This is a genomic window from Candidatus Delongbacteria bacterium (genome assembly GCA_020634015.1).
In the GTDB taxonomy this organism is placed as follows: domain Bacteria; phylum CAIWAD01; class CAIWAD01; order CAIWAD01; family CAIWAD01; genus JACKCN01.
Genome location: JACKCN010000009.1, coordinates 1 through 15,888 on the forward strand (window position 1 = coordinate 1; position 15,888 = coordinate 15,888).

Sequence of the window (15,888 nt, forward strand, 5' to 3'; positions counted from 1 at the left end):
GTGCAGCAGGCGTCCTGCCACAGGTGCTAGAAATGGGCCGGGCTCATGCGGGATTCAGGCGACTTGTGCGCTCTTCACAAGCCGATCCGGGCCCCGAATGATAGATTGGGCGCCAAACTCACGATTCCACCTCCGGGAGGCGCCAGATGGACAGCATGGACCGCATCGTCACCATCATTCTGGGCGGAGGGCGCGGCACGCGTCTGATGCCGCTGACCCGCATGCGCAGCAAGCCCGCCGTGCCCTTCGGGGGCAAGTACCGCCTGGTGGACATTCCCATTTCCAACTGCATTCACGCGGGGCTGTACAAGGTCTTCGTGCTGACCCAGTTCAACAGTTTCTCGCTGAACCGGCACGTGAACCTGAGCTACTACATCAAGGATTTTCGTAACAGCTTCGTGGAAATCTTCGCGGCCGAGCAGACCCCCGAGAACATGAACTGGTTCCAGGGCACGGCCGACGCCGTGCGCCAGGTGATGAAACACCTGCGCAACTACGACCCGGACTATGTGCTGATCCTCTCCGGCGACCAGCTGTATACCATGGACCTGCGCGACCTGGTGGAAACCCACATGCGCGACGGTGACCGCGGGATCACGGTGGCCACCACGATGGTCAACCGGGAAACGGCCAGTGCACTGGGGCTGATGCGCGTGGGCGAGAACAACCGGATCACCGAGTTCGTCGAGAAGCCCACCGATCCCGGCGTGCTTGACAGCCTGCAGCAGCCCGACGGGCGCTTCATCGCCAGCATGGGCATCTATGTCTTCGACCGCAAGGTGCTGGACCAGCTGATTGACGGCTACCCCGAGCACACCGACTTCGGCAAGGAGATCATCCCCCACGCCATGCGCTCGGTGACCACCAAGGCCTACGTGCACGACGGCTACTGGGAAGACATTGGAACCATCGGCAGTTTCTACGAGGCCAACCTGCTGCTGACCCGGCCCCAGGCCGAAGTCAAGCTCTTCAACATGGACAAGCCGATCTATACTCACGCGCGCTTCCTGCCCCCCAGCCATCTGGGCAGCGTCACTCTCACCGACAGCCTGCTCTGCGACGGGTGTTACATCGAAGGCGGCGAGATCCGCAACAGCGTGATCGGCATCCGCACGGTCATTGGCGAGAATGTGCTCATCGAGCGCAGCGTGCTGATGGGAGCGGAGAAGTATCACAAGGTGGGCGAGGGAGACGGCCACTGCACGGTGGACGACGGCAGCGTGATCCGCAACGCCATCATCGACCGCGACGTGCGCATCGGTCGACGGGTCCGGCTGGAGAACCGGGACAACCTGCAGGAATACGATGACGGGCTGGTGGAAATCCGCGATGGCGTGATCGTGGTTCCCAAGGGCACCGAGATTCCTGAAGGGTACGTGCTCTAGGGCACGCCGAAGCTGCTCAGGCGTCCAGGCAATTGCGGATCAGCGGATCCAGATTCTGCAGGCTGAACGGTTTGTTGAGGATGATCGCGTCCTCGAGATACCCGGGCGCCACTTCCTCGAGAGTCCGGTTGTAGCCCGTCATCAGAATCGCCGGCAATCCCGGATAGCGGTTGCGCAGGTGCAGGTACAGCTGGAAACCGTTCATGCGCGGCATGTAGATGTCCGAGATCACCAGACTCACCTTGTTCTGCTTCAGCAGCCTCAGCGCTTCTTCGCCGTTCTCCGCCTGCAACACGGTGTAATGGATCAGCCGCAGGTACTGGGCGATCACCGAGCGGAACTCATCGTCATCGTCCACCAGCAGAATCGTGTCGTTGATGTTGCGCAGGCGTTGTTCCAGCTCCTTGCCACGCAGACTGGTGGGAACCACGGAACTCTGCTCAAGCATCGGGCGCGTCGCGGGGGACTTGCCCGTATCCTGGCGCGCCAGACGCAACAGTGCGTACAGGTTCTGCCCCAGCTTGCGAATGCTCTGTTCGTCCTCGGGATAGGAGTACACGGTTCCCACGTAATCCGGTTGCTTGCGCTTCCAGCTTTCCGAAAGATCCGCGGGCACGATGAAGTTGATTCCGCAATGGGGAAAGAGGCGGGACAGGTTGGCCAGAGGCCCCAGAGCGCGGGTGACACCGCGTGGATCAATCAGCACCATGTCCGGGGGGGCGCTCATGAACTCGCCCGAGAGAGCATTGAAGTCGTTGACCACGCGCAGATGGAACTTGTCTCCCTCCAGTGCGGCACAGACGCTTTCGACGCGCTGACGATCGTTGAGAAACAGGATCATTGAAAATGCCTGAGTCTCGTTGCCGTCAGTCTCGCGTTCGACCGGCTGGTCCCGCAGACGCAGCAGTTCGCGAATCATGGCCACCACTGAAGCACCCGAATCCAGACAGCCCATCACTCCAAAGGTTTCCAGATCATCTTTCTGAGCCGTCAGCTCGGCGCTGCCGGCTTGTGAATTGCCGCGTGCCACAGCCACCAACTTTGCCAAGGGTTTTCCGTTGTCCCGGCAGAGCCTGAGCACGTCGTAGAGCTCGGGGCCCATGTTCTTGGTATCCAGGACCAGAATCAGGGGAGCCCCTTCCCAGATTTCGGGCAGCGCGTCCAGCGGCTGGCGGACCGTATGGATTGTTCGGTAGCCCTCCCTGCGCAATTCCTTGTCCAGATCTTCGGCCCAGCGATCGTTGCGGGAGATCACCAGCACCTTTTCTTCTGCGGCCATGCGTATTCCAGTATTGCGATCAACAGTGTGGTCAGCTCGTCCTTGATGCCGTGCCGTCCTTCGGTTATCGTCCGGGAATGGGATCGCTTTGATGCCCCGCGGACCTGACGAACACTCCGGATTCCTACATTCGCCGCGTGTCCCGGATCGATTTCCAGGAGCAAGGAAGATCGTTCCAGCAGTGTGGCCCAGCCTGAAGGAGTATTCCATGCACGCCATCGTCGAATGCGTTCCCAACTTTTCTGACGGCCGGAATCCGGACGTCATGCGTCAGATCTGCGCCGAGATCGAGTCCGTGGCCGGGGTGACCCTGCTGGACGTGGATCCCGGCGCTGCCACCAACCGCACGGTGGTCACCCTTGTCGGTCCTCCGGATCAGGTCTGCGAGGCGGCATTCAGGGCAATCCGCAAGGCTCAGCAGCTGATTGACATGCGCCAGCACCATGGAGAGCACCCGCGCATGGGGGCCACGGATGTCTGCCCCCTGGTGCCGGTTTCCGGCTGCACACTCGAAGACTGTGCCCGCTGGGCCAGCGCACTGGGAAAGCGGGTCGGCGAGGAGCTGGGAATTCCGGTCTACCTCTATGAGCACGCGGCCACCCGCCCCGAGCGACGCAACCTGGCCACCGTGCGCTCCGGCGAGTATGAAGCCCTGGGGCAGAAGCTGCTGGATCCGGAATGGCAGCCCGACTTCGGCCCGGCGCGTTTCGACGAGTCCCAGCAGCGCAGCGGGGCTACCGTGATCGGCGCCCGGGAGTTCCTGATCGCCTGGAACATCAATTTCAACACCACCGACAAGATGCTGGCGCACGAGGTGGCCCTGACCGTGCGCGAGAGCGGGCGTTTTGCCCGCAATGCCGACGGCACCCTCATGCGCGATGCCAATGGCGCCAAGATCCACCAGCCCGGGCTGCTCAAGTCGGTGAAAGCCGTGGGTTGGTACATCGACGAGTACCAGCGCGCCCAGTTGTCCATGAACCTGACCAGTTACCGTGATACGCCCCTGCACCGGGCTTTCGAAGTGGTGGAGCAGGAAGCCGCCAGGCTTGGATTGCGTATCACGGGCAGCGAACTGGTGGGACTGGTGCCGCTGGAATCGCTGCTCGAGGCAGGACGTCATTTTCTCAGGAAGCAGGGGCGCCTCGCGGCCGCCAGTGAGGCGGAGCTGATCCGGGTGGCCGAGATCAGTCTGGGCCTTTCCGAACTGTCACCCTTCAACGCCGACGAGAAGATCGTGGAGTACAGAGTGCGCGGGCGTGCCGGAAGGTTGGTTGGCATGACTGTGTGCGACTTCGGCGACCTGCTGGGCTCCGAGGCACCGGCACCCGGTGGAGGCAGCGTGGCGGCACTCTGCGGTGCGCTGGCTTCCGGCCTGGCCTCCATGGTGGCCGCGCTGACCTTCGGCAAGAAGGACTATCGGATGCACGACGAGGCCATGGACCGGATTGCCGACAAATGCCAGCAGCTGCGTGGTTTCTTCACCCGGATGATCGACGAGGACACCGAAGCCTTCAACCGGGTGATGGCGGCCATCCGGATGCCGCGCGCCAGTGAGGAAGAAAAGGAGGCCCGTGAACGAGCGATCGTGGCCGCCAACCGCGAAGCGACCCTGGTGCCCTTCCGGGTGGTGGAAGCATGCCCCGAGCTGGTGCGTCTGATCGCGGAAGTGGCCGAGAAGGGCAACCGCAATTCTCTCTCCGACGCGGGCGTGGCCGCACTGGCCGTGGGCACCTGCTGCGACGGAGCCGCGATGAACGTGCGGATCAATCTGGCCAGTTGCGAGGATCGCCTCTGGGCCTGCGATCTGGACGACCGCACGACCAACCTGCAACTGCAGGTGCGGTCGCAGCGGGAGCAGATTCTCGAGCGGATCAGGACCGAACTGTCCGTCAAGCCCTGAAGGCCCGCTCCGGACACCATGGGGCCCGGTTCTGCGGGACCGACCACCCCGCACAAACCGTGGACAACTGCCGATGCCCCGAGATCGTGAGACACTGCGGCGGGTGTTCCTCGAGGAATTGCCCGCCTGCAGCCTGGTTCGGGCCGCCTGGTTCGGAGGCAGTGATGCCACGGATCGGACGGACCGCTGGTCCGATGTGGACCTGTACGTGCTGGTGCAGCCCGGCCGGACAGAAGACTACTGTGAGCGGCAGGAGTGCTGGCTGGAACGGGTGGCGCCCGTGCTGCGTCGCTACCGCCTGCCCGAGCCCACGGCTCATGGTGCTCGTCAGGAGTTCATCCAGTTCGAGGGATTGCCCGAAGAACACATGCTGGATGTCTGTGTGCTCGAGTCCTTCGACCCCGGCGCCTGGATCGGGGTCGCCCGGCACGGCACGCCGCAGGTGATCCACGACCCGGAGAGTCTTCTGCTGGAGCCGGCCGTGGACCGTGATGCACTGACCGAGCGGCTGCAGGCCCGTCGGGCGACTCTCGGGACCACCTTCCCGCTGTTCCTGCATCTGGCGCCCAAGGCCGCACGCCGTGGCCTGCCCATCGAGGCCCAGGCGTGTTACCACTCCTTCGTGTTGCGTCCGCTGGTCGAGTTGCTCCGCCTGCGCTACTGCCCGCAGCGGCACGATTATGGCTTGCGCTATCTGGAGCAGGATCTGCCGGCGGAGGCATATGCCGAGTTGCTGGCTCTGGCCTGGCCAACCGGCATCGAAGCGCTGCCCCGGGACTGCGAGCTGGCCTCGGAACTGTTCTGGCGGACGATGGCGCAGCTTGAACGGGATGGCATTCGCTTTCCGGCACCTCCAGCTTGAGATGCGTCAAGCGAATGTTGCCGACTTCTGCCGATCATGACGGGCACGCAAACAGGAGCCCGCATGCATCGATCAGCTCTCACCGTGCTCTGCCTGCTTGCCTGGACCATGCTGGCCAGCGCACGCGCTCTCACCCCGTCCACAGCCGCTTGCCCGGCGCTCCCGGAGCTGCGGGACTCCACGCCGGGGCGGGCCCTCTGTCTTGCTGAGCAGACGACCCCTGAGCTGGCGCATCGGCCCGATCATGATGGACCCGCGGCTGGCATCCTCAGCTGCGACCCCTGTTCGGAGACCGGCGGGACACGAATCCGGTTCCGGGTCGTGCAGGCCGGCCAGGTGACTCTCACGCTGTACTCCGACGACGGCCGTCTGTTGCGAACCCTTGTGAATCGCCCGCTTGCGGAAGGACTGCACGAAGAACTGCTGGGCAGCCAGACCCTGGCCCCCGGCAAGTACTTGCTGGAACTCGCCTGCCGCCACCGCCACCAGCGTTGCCGTCTGCTCCTGGTGAAATGACGCCACCGACGCCCCGTTCGGCGTCTCCCGGCTCCCCCGCACGCAAAACCTGACCCGCCATGCGCCGATACTCCCGGAGCGGAATGGTCGTGCATTCCATCGTTCCGCATTGGCCCGCATCGGCCCGTGTTGGAATCGAACGTCCATGCTGTTGAAGCTGCTCGAACTATTGCTGGGTCCCGAACCGGGATTCACCCTGGAACAACGCCTGCTGAATGGAGCTCTCTTCTGTTCAGCGGGTGCCGCTACCCTGCTCTGTCTGTCCGACATGATGTTGAGATTGGGGCCGGAAGTCTGGTTGTTCTCGCTGTCGTCCAGTCTGACCATTGGAGGCTTGTACCTGCTGGGGCGGATGGGGTTCACGGGGCAGTGGTTGACCTGGGCCTTGTTCAGCAGTCTGGGCGCGGCGGCCATCTACGCCTGGATCGCCGTAGGTGGGCATCAGGGCGCCGCACCCCTGATCCTGGTCTGCATGGCCGCGGTGGTTCCCGCACTGTTTCAGGGCAGCCACCGGATCGCGGCCTGGATGTTCGTGCTGCTGGAAATCCTCGCTCTGTTCGAGTGGCAGCGCCGATTCCCCGATTGGGTTCGCAGCATCCGCAACCACGAACTCCATATCCATGACGTCGAAGTGAGTCTGCTGCTGGTTGGCGCGGGCATTTCGGGCATGGTGAGTCTGGTGGTGTACAACTATCGCCAGCAACGCGTGCGCACCCAGGAGCTGAACGATGCGCTGCGAATCAGCTCACAGGCACTGGAAGAGCGCAATCAGACGCTCAGCCGGGCCCTGGAGGAGATCCGGGCCCTGCGCGGAATCATTCCGATCTGCTCCCACTGCAAGAAGGTTCGCAACGATGATGGGCTCTATGAAGCGGTCGAGAAGTACATCTCACGTCACAGCGATGCGGATTTTTCGCACACGATCTGTCCCGATTGCATCAGTGAGTACTACTCCGAGTACGATGACGACTCGCCCGCTGACAGCCATTGAGCAGGATCCCCCGGTTCTTGAGACGCAGCACCCCGCTCACCGAACCGGTTCGGCAAGGGCACTCAGTGCATCACGCAATCCACTGGAACGCTCCAGGCGCGTGGCCGCCGCATCCAGCAGAGTCCTGCGCGAGGCCAGGACCTGCAGACTCTCCCGGGCCCGGCTGAGCGCCGTGTAGACCAGCTCGCGACAGAGCACGCGCCGTGACTGATCGGGCAGCAGTACCAGCACGCGTGCATACTCCGAGCCCTGGCTCTTGTGAATGGTGATCGCCCAGGCTGGCTTCCAGGGAGGCAGCAGGGCCGCCGGAAGCAGCCGCAGCGAGTGACCTTCCCGGAAGGCCGCCAGCAGTTGGCCGTCCTGCAGCACAAACACACCGCCATCCCCGTTGAACAGTCCGCGCTCCGCGGCGTTTCCCACCACCATCAAGGGCATGCCCGGCGCGCCTGCGCCCAGTGCCAGATCGGCACGCTCGCCAAAGAAGTGCTGTGCCGCGAACCGGTTCACCGCGTCCACGCCCAGCGGCCCCAGATTGAGGGCGCAGAGGATCTGGCGACTTTCCCACAGTGCCAGCAACTGCTCGGCATCCGCGGGAAGCGACCCGGGCGCGGGCAGAAAGCTGGACAGCAGGCCGGGCAGCTCCCGGGCTCCGGGCAGGTCGCGTCGGCTGAGTCCCGACTCATTCTCGTGATCCAGAATCTGCAACAGAGTCTCGCCATCGCCCTGGCGCAGTGCCGTGCTGGCACGCCCGATGGGACTCTCCGCCGCGAATCGGTGACTGTGATCCAGATGCATCCGGTGATCGCGCGTGGGCAGTGCGGGCCCACCTGTGGCACGGGGAAGAGAATGCTCCATTCCGCACCAGCTCTCCAGAAGGTCGGCCAGTTCCGGTGACAGCGAGTCGTCCTCGGGACAGAGATCGGCCAGCACGCTGCCCGCTTCCACGGAGGAGAGCTGGTCCCGGTCGCCCAGCAGGATCAGACGTGCTCCGGCGGGCAGGGCTTCCAGCAGGCGGGCCATCAGCGACAGGTCCACCATGGAGGCCTCATCCACCACCAGCAGATCCAGCTCCAGCGGACGCTCGCGCGTGTACGCGGCCCGTTCGGAGTCGGGGCGCAGCCCCAGCAATCGATGCAGCGTCAGGGGCGCCGCCAGGGGAGCACCGTCCAGGGTGGGGCTGGCCGCCAGAGCCTGCTGCATGCGAGCCGCAGCCTTGCCCGTGGGCGCTGCCAGCACGATGCGTGGCTGACTGCCGGCTCCGGGGGGCGCCAGGCTGGGCCAGAATCGTCTCAGCAGCTCAAGGATCCTGGACATGGTGGTTGTCTTGCCCGTGCCCGGACCGCCGGTGAGCAGCAGCAGACGGCTGTGCAGGGCCAGTGCCGCTGCGGCCCGCTGCCTGCCGGGCACCGGAAAGGCGGCCGCAAGCGCATGTCGCACCTCGTCCGGATCGAGTTCGGGAGGTGCTCCCTGACAGAGGGCAAGCAGGTCGTGTGCCAGCTGACGTTCCTGGACGAACTGGCGCAGCAGGTACAGCCGGTCGGCGTGATCCAGCACCAGAGGGGCCGTGTGTGGAGGCTGCGCACAGAGCCCGCTCTCCAGCAGCAGAGTGCGCCAGTCCGATTGAGCCAGTGTCGCGCACTGCTCGGGGTGCAGATCACTCGCCTGGCGCGTGAGGCCATCCAGGGGCAGGCAGACCTGGCGTTCTCCGGCTGCCCGGCTCAGCAGGGCAAGGGCCAGAGCCAGTACGGGCAACTGTGCCTCAGGCAGGGTGGGCCGGACCCGCTGGAGCAGGACGAGCGCGAAGGCGCGGTCCACCTCCTCGAAACCGTTCTCACCAGTGGATCCCTGCAGCAGGGTGTCGGCCGGATGGCCGGGGCGCAACCAACTCATTGCCGGCCTCCGTGAAGGGTGTCCAGTTCCCGGTCCAGGTCTTCCAGCAGGGCCACGGGCAGCGCCTCGCTCCAGATGCCGTGCTCGCGATCGTCCTGGGCGATTCCCCGCACGAAGAGGTAGTACGCACTGCCCAGGTGCTGACCGGGCGAATAGTCGGGCAGCCGATGGCGCAGCAGGCGGTGCAGGGCCACTCCGTAGAGCAGACTCTGCAGGTAGTAGGAACTGTGTGCCATCGCGCGGTCCAGCCCGGGTCGCCCATAGTCGTCCAGGGCCGGACCCAGACGGTTGGACTTCCAGTCCAGCAGGTGCCAGCGCCCTGCGGCCGTGAAGACCAGGTCGATGAAGCCTTTGAGATGCCCACTGAGGGGCCGGAAGCGCAGGTCGCGCCGCCAGCCCGCGCCTTCGGGGCCCGGCGGCCAGGAATGTGATGCAAGCAGGGCGCGCAGGCGTCCACTGTCGAGCCGCTTGACGGGCAGCAGGAATTCCAGCTCGTGCGCGCAGTCCTCGGGGGCCAGTCCGGCCAGCTGGAATGGGTCCTGCACCGTGCCCAGGGGAGCCCGGGCCGCCGCGACGATGCGCTCGGACAGCAGCGGGGCCAGGCTCGCATCCAGGCCCTGGGATCGCAAGGCCTCGGCGCTGTATGACAGCAGACCTGCGTCGGCAGTCTCGTCCTTGCCTGTCCGCTGGAGAAGAGGCAGGCCGTGCTCGAAGGCCGCGTGCAGGGCCGTGCCCAGTGCGGCAGCCTGTCCGGGCGCCACCTGGAGCGACTCTCCGGGAGCGGGATTCCCGCTGGGGCCCGCCCCGGAGTCCTGGGGCGGGAGTGCGGCGGGCTCTTCGGTCACGCTCTGGTCGTGATCCGGATCCTCGACCACTTCCGGTGCCTCGGGCGGCGTGTCGCCCGTGTCATGGCTCAGGCTGCTGAAGCTGCCGATCCAGGTGCGCTGTTCACGTCCGTCGGGCAGGGGCAGTGCCATCAGGGGGGGCTGATCCACGGGGCTGGCGGGAGCCTGATCCGCAAGCTGCGGAAAGTCGCTCTGGACCTGGATCACATGGCGCTGGTCCTCGGGCAGACCATCGCGCACCATTTCCAGGGCTTGCAGCCACTGGGCGCGAGTCGCGGAGATCTGCCGTGCTTCAAGTTCGGCCACCGCGGATGGCTGGCTGTCGGATCCCAGCACGAGTGCGCCCAGACCATTGACGCGCCTGCCTCTGGACTTCTGGTCGGGGCCCAGAGCGGCAGGCGGTCCGCAGATCAGGCGCACCTGGTGCCGGGCCCGGGTCAGGGCCACGTAACACAGTCGCACCCGCTCGGCCAGGTGCTCCTCGAAGGCCGCTTCCCGGTGCAGGTCCTGCTGGGCACTGCCCAGGTCCAGGCGGCGCGCGCCCGCCTCATCATGGTACTCGACCCCGTACTCCGCAGCCTGCAGCGAGTCGGCCCAGAGGAATGGGGCGAACACCAGCGGATACTCCAGTCCCTTGCTGGCATGGATCGTGACCACCTGCACGAGCGACTCATCGCTTTCGAGCCTCAGCTGGGCCTGTTCACCGCTGCGCTCCGAGGAGCGCAGGAGCTCCTCCCAGGCGGGCAGCAGGTCCGCAGGACTCAGGCCCTGCTCGTGTTCCAGCTGCAGCAGCAGTTCCTGGAGATGGCGCAGGTTGGTCAGTGCACGGGCACCGTCCAGTCGCGCCAGCAAGGCGCCCGGAACCCCCAGTCCATCCAGGCAGGCCCCCAGTGCGGGGGCGATTCCGGAGCGCCGCCACAACTCGGCACAGCGCTGGAACAACGCCGCCACCGGGGCCAGACGTTGCGGTTCTCGCGCACAGGCTTCCAGTGTCGTTCCATCTGTGTCACAAAGTCCGCCGGCGAGGGCGCTGAGCAGCAGGGAGGGGTCGCCGGGAGTGCGCAGCGCCAGCAGGATCGGGCGCAGCCCGCGTGCTTCGGAACTGTCGAACACGGACTCCAGGCTGATCCGCTGGGCCGGAATGCCCGCCTGATTGAGCGAGGCGTGGATCTGGCGGGCCTGGCTGTGGCTGCTGACCAGCAGGGCGATGTCGCCCCCCACGGGTGTGCGCCACTGGCCGGGGCTGGCTTCCAGTTCCAGTTCACCCGCCAGCAGGCGGCTCACCTGACGCGTGCATTCCTCCACCACCCAGTGCGACCGGCGGGACTTCGAGGCGGCCCAGATCTCCTCGGGCTGCAGTTGCAGGCAGAGTGCGGGCGCCGGGCACCCATCGGCCCGGCGGATGCGTGCCGCGGACCGGTGACCTACGTGTGAATAGAGGATGCCTTCCGAGCGGAACAGGCCTGCGGGCCTGGAGAAGAGCCGGTTGAAGGCCGCGAGCAGGGGGGCATCGGAACGATGGCATGTCTCCAGACGTGCGCTCCTGGCCCGGGCTTCGTTCTCGCGGCGGGCTCGCAGATAGGCGTACACATCGCCTCCGCGGAAGGCGTAGATCGCCTGTTTGGGATCGCCCACCAGCACCAGCGGACTGCCCGCCGGAAAGATCTTCGAGAGGATGTCCCACTGAACCGGGTCCGTGTCCTGGAACTCGTCCACCAATGCGGCCCGGTAGCGCTCGCGCAGGGTGGCGGCCAGGGTATCACCACCGGGGCCAAGGAGGGCTTCGCGCAGAATGGTCAACAGATCCTGGAAGGATTGGCGGCCCAGCCCGGAGCGCATCTCCCGCAGAGTGGCCGGCAGAGTTCCAAGCCAATGCGCGACCAGACCTGCCATCCATTGTTGGCAAATCGAGTCCAGAGCCTCCTGGTGATCCATGTAATCCCAGAGCGCAAGCAGCAGAGTGTCGGGCTGGAAGTTCCCATTGCCCCAGCGTTTGTGGACTTCGTCTCTGGTGTAGTACATGGCCAAAGCCTTCAGGGAGGCGCTGTCCGGGGGCACTGACATGTCCAGCAATCGGTTCAGCTTGGTCTGCCAGATCGGCAAGTGGTTGGATCTGGTCAGATTCCTGATGCGCGCTGGATGGTCCTCCAGCCAGCGGTGCCAGGCCTTGCGCGCCGTTGGATCACTCACTTCCGGACGCTCGCGCACCAGGCGCCAGGCGGTTTCGAGTGACACAGCCCGGCGATTGAGTGCCTCGGTGTCCGGCAGAGACGGAGGCAGGTCCAGCACCAGATCCGGCTGCTCGAGCCACTTGTTCAACCTGCTGGACACGGTGGTGGGAGTGCCCAGGTCCAGGCGGGTCGGCAGAAGGGGGTGCAGGGATTCGAGAGTGCGGCGCAGCACGTCGCCGAAGAGCTGGGCGCGCAAGGCCGGGGGATCCTCGCCGCGATCGCGCACGGGAGGCTGCCCCAGCCTGAAGGCCCAGTCGTTGAGCACACGACCGCAGAAGCCATGGATGGTGTACACGGCCGCACCGTCAAAGTCCTCGAGCGCGGCGGCCAGCCGCTGGCGAGCCCTGTCGGCATCATGTCCATCAAGCAAGGAGGCCAGGTCCGGGTCGGCCGGGACGCTGCCGTCAAGCATGCCCAGGGCCTGGGCCAGACGCTGGCGCAGGCGTGAGCGCAGCTCGGCCGTGGCGGCTTCGGTGAAGGTGACCACCAGGATCTGGCGTGGCAGCAGCTCGTGCTCCAGCACCAGCCGCAGGTAGAGCATGGCCAGAGTCCAGGTCTTGCCCGTGCCCGCGCTGGCTTCGATCATCAGGGTGCCATCCAGGGGCAGCAGGTGTGCCGGACGAGGGGCGCTCATGCCAGGTCTCCCTTCGACAGTGCGTGATCCAGCAGGGGAGTCAGGCAGAGTTCGGCCAGCTCGGCGAAACGGGTTTCCAGCTCGGGAGTGGCCAGAAATCCGCCGGTTCCCCAGGCGCAGAGGTTCCAGGGATCTTCCCCTTCGCCGGCCTGCATGTACCCACCCTGCCAGGCGTCGAGGACCTTCTCGCGCGGATCGGCATCGCCGGCCTTCGCAAGAGCCTGGACCCAGGCCATGGCACACGCGGGTGCGAAGGGGGCCGGGCCGTTCCGGGGACCGAGCCAGGGCGCCAGCCAGGGCTCAAGCAGCGCGCTCGCGTCGTCGCGGGTCTGGAAGATGCGCTGGGTTTCCTTGAACAGCACCAGGCTCCAGCCGGTTTTCGTGGACACCAGATCCTCCGGGTCGCAGGCGTTCCAGACCAGATGCTCGAGCCAGTCCTGGACCAGGCGCCTGGCGGAAAGTCTGGATGCATGCAGCACCAGCCGGCCCCCGCCAACCAGCGCGCACTCGATCGTGCCACGCAGACGCAGTCCGTGCACGATGCCGTCCAGCGGGCGGGGCTGGGTCAGGAGGGAGCACCCGGGAAGAAGGTCCGCGATGGTCTCCTTCCAGCCCGATGCCGTGTGTTCCAGTTCGGCAAACAGTTTGTGTCCCAGTCTGCCGCCCGGCAACAGGCCGCGGGCGTGCAGACTCGCTCTCAGGGCTGCCGGGTCCTGTCCGCTCAGCAGAGCGGGCCAGGCCTGCTGGCGCAGGGACCAGCCCTCCAGTGATTCAATGGCGAAACTTTCCCGTTGAGGCAGATCCTCGTCGGCGGGCTGAAGTTTCAGGCGGTAGCGGGACTGCAGCCAGCTCCGTGCGGGGTGGCCCCAGTAACGCACCAGAGTGGACAGGGCCAGTTCGGGACGAGCGTCCTGCCCGCTGCCGCCCGGAGACTCGGGCAGTTCCGGAATGGTCGGCCCACCATATGTATACAGTCCGGTGTCGCCGGTCAGCTGACCCGCTGCTCGGCGGGCCAGCGCAGTGGCCAGATCGTCGCGGTAGCTCCGGCGCGGAGCATTTTCGTGGAACAGGGCCGCGTGAAAGGGTTGAAGCGGGTGCTGGATCACGGGCAGGCTGCGCCCGTCCCCGGCCTGCTGGCAATCCAGCCAGTCCAGCAGGGAGCGCACCGGGCCGCAGGCCGCGCGCTCCGTATTGTGCCGGGCATCGCGCCCGCACCAGGAGAGGTACAGCACCTCACGCGCGCCCAGCAGCGCCTGGCGGAAGAGCAGCCGGTCCTCGCGGCGGGGATCCCGGTCGCCATGCCGCTTTCCTCCCTGCGTCAGATCCAGTTCGCTGGCCGCCGAGATCCGGGGAAACTCGCCATCGTTCAGGCCCAGCAGGCAGATCACGCGGGCGGGCACGCCAGCCAGGGCGGTCATCTCGCCGAAGGTGATCCGCCCGTCGAGGAACTGGCCGGCAAAGGCCCGCGGCTCCAGCCGGGGAGCCAGCATGCCTCTGAAGGCGGCGTGATCCAGCGGCCGTGTCTCGGCTCCGGCGCGGGCTTCCTCTTCCAGCACGCCCAGAGAGGCGAGCAGACGCTGCCCCTCGAGCGCGCGTTCCCCGTCCAGAGTGGCCATCAGCTCGCCGAGCCAACGGGCAACCAGCGCCAGCCAGTCGGCCAGGCTCCGTGGATGTGCCAGGTCTTCCTGCCAGCTGGCCACTTGCCGCAACAGCCCGGCAAGCGCTCCGATCCGGCGCCGGGCGTCGCTTCCGCTGGCGGGCACGGGCTCGGGAGTCCCGTCGGGCAGCCATGACGCAGTCTGCGGCTCCCGTGTGTCCGGAGGCGCGGCCAGCCCGATGAGCAGGCGCTCCAGGCCGACCTCCCAGGACTGGCCATCTTCCGACGGAAGCTCCAGAGCGGACTGTTGTTGCCCATCCAGCCCCCAGCGGATTCCCGCGGCAGCCACCAGATCGCGCAGAGCGCCATGGTCGTCGGCGGTCAATCCCAGACAGGCGGCCAGCAGGGGTTGACGCGCGAGGGTGAGCACGTCTTCGGCACCCAGACGCGCACCGGCCAGGGCCAGCAGACTGTCCAGCAGCTGCTGCCAGGCTTCGGCGGGCGAATTGCGGCGGCTGAGCGTATAGGGCAGTGCCGGGCGCTCGCTGCCCCGGGGAATGCGTCCGAACACCGCCTCGATTGCCGGGGCCCAGCTGGGCAGATCGGCGCAGAGCACGAGGATCTGGTCGGGATGCAGGTCCTCCAACGTGTCGAAGAGCCGCAGCAGCTCGTCCTGAAGCACTTCCAGTTCGCGCCAGAGGCTGTGGCAGGAGTGGAGTGCGAGACTGTGATCCGGCGTGTCGCCTGCCCCGTCCACGGCGGGCAGGACCATGCCCTGCAGGCGGGCCTGCAGTTGCCCCAGCCGCCCGGGCGCGCAGCTGAAGCCGGTCGGATCGGGCCAATGGCGTTCGGCGGGCCAGGCCCCGCACTCCCGCAGTTGCTGGTCCAGCTCCTGCTCCAGGGCATCGCCGTCCAGCCCCGGCAGCAGGGGCCAGGGGGCCGGCAGCAGCGATTGGCGCGCCCGCAGCAGATAGAGGTGGACGGGAATGTGACGGGCCAGGGCCTTGAACAGCTGGAATTGTGAATCCGGCAAGGAGGCCGGCAGAAAGAGATGCAGTCTCTCGGGCAGCCCGGGCGGCGTGATGCCTTCGGCAGTCAGCGCACGCTGAAGGTCCTCAAGCAGGCGCGGACGCAGGGCCGCCGCGGGCAGGGCGCGTGTGACACGGTGCCAGAGCCGGGCCTGCCAGGGGGCATCGGCTTCCGGTGCCGCATCCGCCCAGGCCAGCAGCCAGTCGGGGCGATGGACCTGCAGTTGGTCCAGGCTGTCGGCCAGCAGGCGGGCCAGCTCCAGCTGGCGCTGGGTGACGTGATCACTCTGGAGAAAGGGGGCCAGTTGGGGGAGAGCCTCGTCGCGGGCGAAGGCTGGCAATTCGTTCAGGATGTGGCTGAGCAGCAGCTCGGAACTGACGGGGTGCTGCGCGTGAAAGTCCGGAAGCAGTTGCGCGGCCAGTTCCCAGAGCCAGGTCGAGGCGAAGGGCAGATGCAGCCCGGCGCTCAGCCCCCGCCGACTGGCCAGTTCCTGGCTGAGCCAGCGCCCCAGCCCCTTCGAGGGCACGATGACCGTGCGCCGGGCCAGCACCGACCGGTGGCGGTCCAGGTTGTCGGCCAGCGCCTCGAGCAGCTGCTCGCTGCTCCAGCCAATGATGGGGTCAAACACAGGCACCTCGCGGGGATCTCGGGACGATGGGGCGCAAGTTCCGGCAGGGGTGGGACACTGGCGCGTTTCAATCTGGCGAACGGGGAGGGTTTGCGCAGGCG

Annotated in this window: 9 protein-coding genes; 5 read left to right on the plus strand and 4 right to left on the minus strand. The window is 66.4% G+C overall.

The window, feature by feature from the left end; genetic code table 11:
• The first annotated feature begins 146 nt into the window (after nt 1-146).
• A complete protein-coding gene (locus H6678_14535) occupies nt 147-1,385 on the plus strand; it encodes an NTP transferase domain-containing protein (protein ID MCB9475014.1) in 1,239 nt (412 codons plus the stop codon).
• A 16-nt stretch (nt 1,386-1,401) separates the two neighbouring features.
• On the opposite strand, the gene H6678_14540 is transcribed toward H6678_14535, so the two are convergent.
• Nucleotides 1,402-2,664 carry a response regulator gene (locus H6678_14540; protein MCB9475015.1) on the minus strand — a complete coding sequence of 421 codons (1,263 nt, stop codon included), beginning with the start codon at nt 2,662-2,664 and terminating at the stop codon, nt 1,402-1,404.
• Between the two features lie 208 nt (nt 2,665-2,872).
• On the opposite strand from H6678_14540, the gene ftcD reads away from it, so the two are divergent.
• The 4 genes from ftcD (at nt 2,873) to H6678_14560 (ending at nt 6,933) form a co-directional block, all read left to right on the plus strand.
• The gene (gene ftcD / locus H6678_14545) at nt 2,873-4,564 is read left to right on the plus strand and encodes a glutamate formimidoyltransferase (GenBank protein ID MCB9475016.1); all 1,692 of its coding nucleotides are present in this window, start codon (nt 2,873-2,875) and stop codon (nt 4,562-4,564) included.
• Nucleotides 4,565-4,637: 73 nt separating this feature from the next.
• Nucleotides 4,638-5,426 carry a hypothetical protein gene (locus tag H6678_14550; protein MCB9475017.1) on the plus strand — a complete coding sequence of 263 codons (789 nt, stop codon included), beginning with the start codon at nt 4,638-4,640 and terminating at the stop codon, nt 5,424-5,426.
• Between the two features lie 63 nt (nt 5,427-5,489).
• Nucleotides 5,490-5,942: a hypothetical protein gene (locus H6678_14555; protein MCB9475018.1), complete on the plus strand. Its 453-nt coding sequence runs from the start codon at nt 5,490-5,492 to the stop codon at nt 5,940-5,942.
• 145 nt (nt 5,943-6,087) lie between these two features.
• A complete protein-coding gene (locus tag H6678_14560) occupies nt 6,088-6,933 on the plus strand; it encodes a hypothetical protein (protein ID MCB9475019.1) in 846 nt (281 codons plus the stop codon).
• A gap of 36 nt (nt 6,934-6,969) precedes the next feature.
• Here the strand turns inward: H6678_14560 and recD are convergent, their stop codons facing one another.
• From recD to H6678_14575, 3 genes are read right to left on the minus strand one after another with little or no spacing between them, the layout of a single operon-like run.
• Entirely contained in the window at nt 6,970-8,823 is a 1,854-nt protein-coding gene (gene recD, locus H6678_14565; GenBank protein ID MCB9475020.1) for an exodeoxyribonuclease V subunit alpha, read from the minus strand.
• Nucleotides 8,820-12,533: a UvrD-helicase domain-containing protein gene (locus tag H6678_14570; GenBank protein ID MCB9475021.1), complete on the minus strand. Its 3,714-nt coding sequence runs from the start codon at nt 12,531-12,533 to the stop codon at nt 8,820-8,822. The genes recD and H6678_14570 overlap by 4 nt, the downstream gene beginning before the upstream one ends.
• A complete protein-coding gene (locus H6678_14575) occupies nt 12,530-15,787 on the minus strand; it encodes an exodeoxyribonuclease V subunit gamma (GenBank protein MCB9475022.1) in 3,258 nt (1,085 codons plus the stop codon). The genes H6678_14570 and H6678_14575 overlap by 4 nt, the downstream gene beginning before the upstream one ends.
• Between the last annotated feature and the right edge of the window lie 101 nt (nt 15,788-15,888).

Bases quoted from the DNA above. Each gene is read 5' to 3' on its own strand.
- H6678_14535 (MCB9475014.1), top strand. From the start codon at position 147: ATGGACAGCATGGACCGCATCGTCACCATCATTCTGGGCGGAGGGCGC.
- H6678_14540 (MCB9475015.1), bottom strand. From the start codon at position 2,664: ATGGCCGCAGAAGAAAAGGTGCTGGTGATCTCCCGCAACGATCGCTGG.
- ftcD (MCB9475016.1), top strand. From the start codon at position 2,873: ATGCACGCCATCGTCGAATGCGTTCCCAACTTTTCTGACGGCCGGAAT.
- H6678_14550 (MCB9475017.1), top strand. From the start codon at position 4,638: ATGCCCCGAGATCGTGAGACACTGCGGCGGGTGTTCCTCGAGGAATTG.
- H6678_14555 (MCB9475018.1), top strand. From the start codon at position 5,490: ATGCATCGATCAGCTCTCACCGTGCTCTGCCTGCTTGCCTGGACCATG.
- H6678_14560 (MCB9475019.1), top strand. From the start codon at position 6,088: ATGCTGTTGAAGCTGCTCGAACTATTGCTGGGTCCCGAACCGGGATTC.
- recD (MCB9475020.1), bottom strand. From the start codon at position 8,823: ATGAGTTGGTTGCGCCCCGGCCATCCGGCCGACACCCTGCTGCAGGGA.
- H6678_14570 (MCB9475021.1), bottom strand. From the start codon at position 12,533: ATGAGCGCCCCTCGTCCGGCACACCTGCTGCCCCTGGATGGCACCCTG.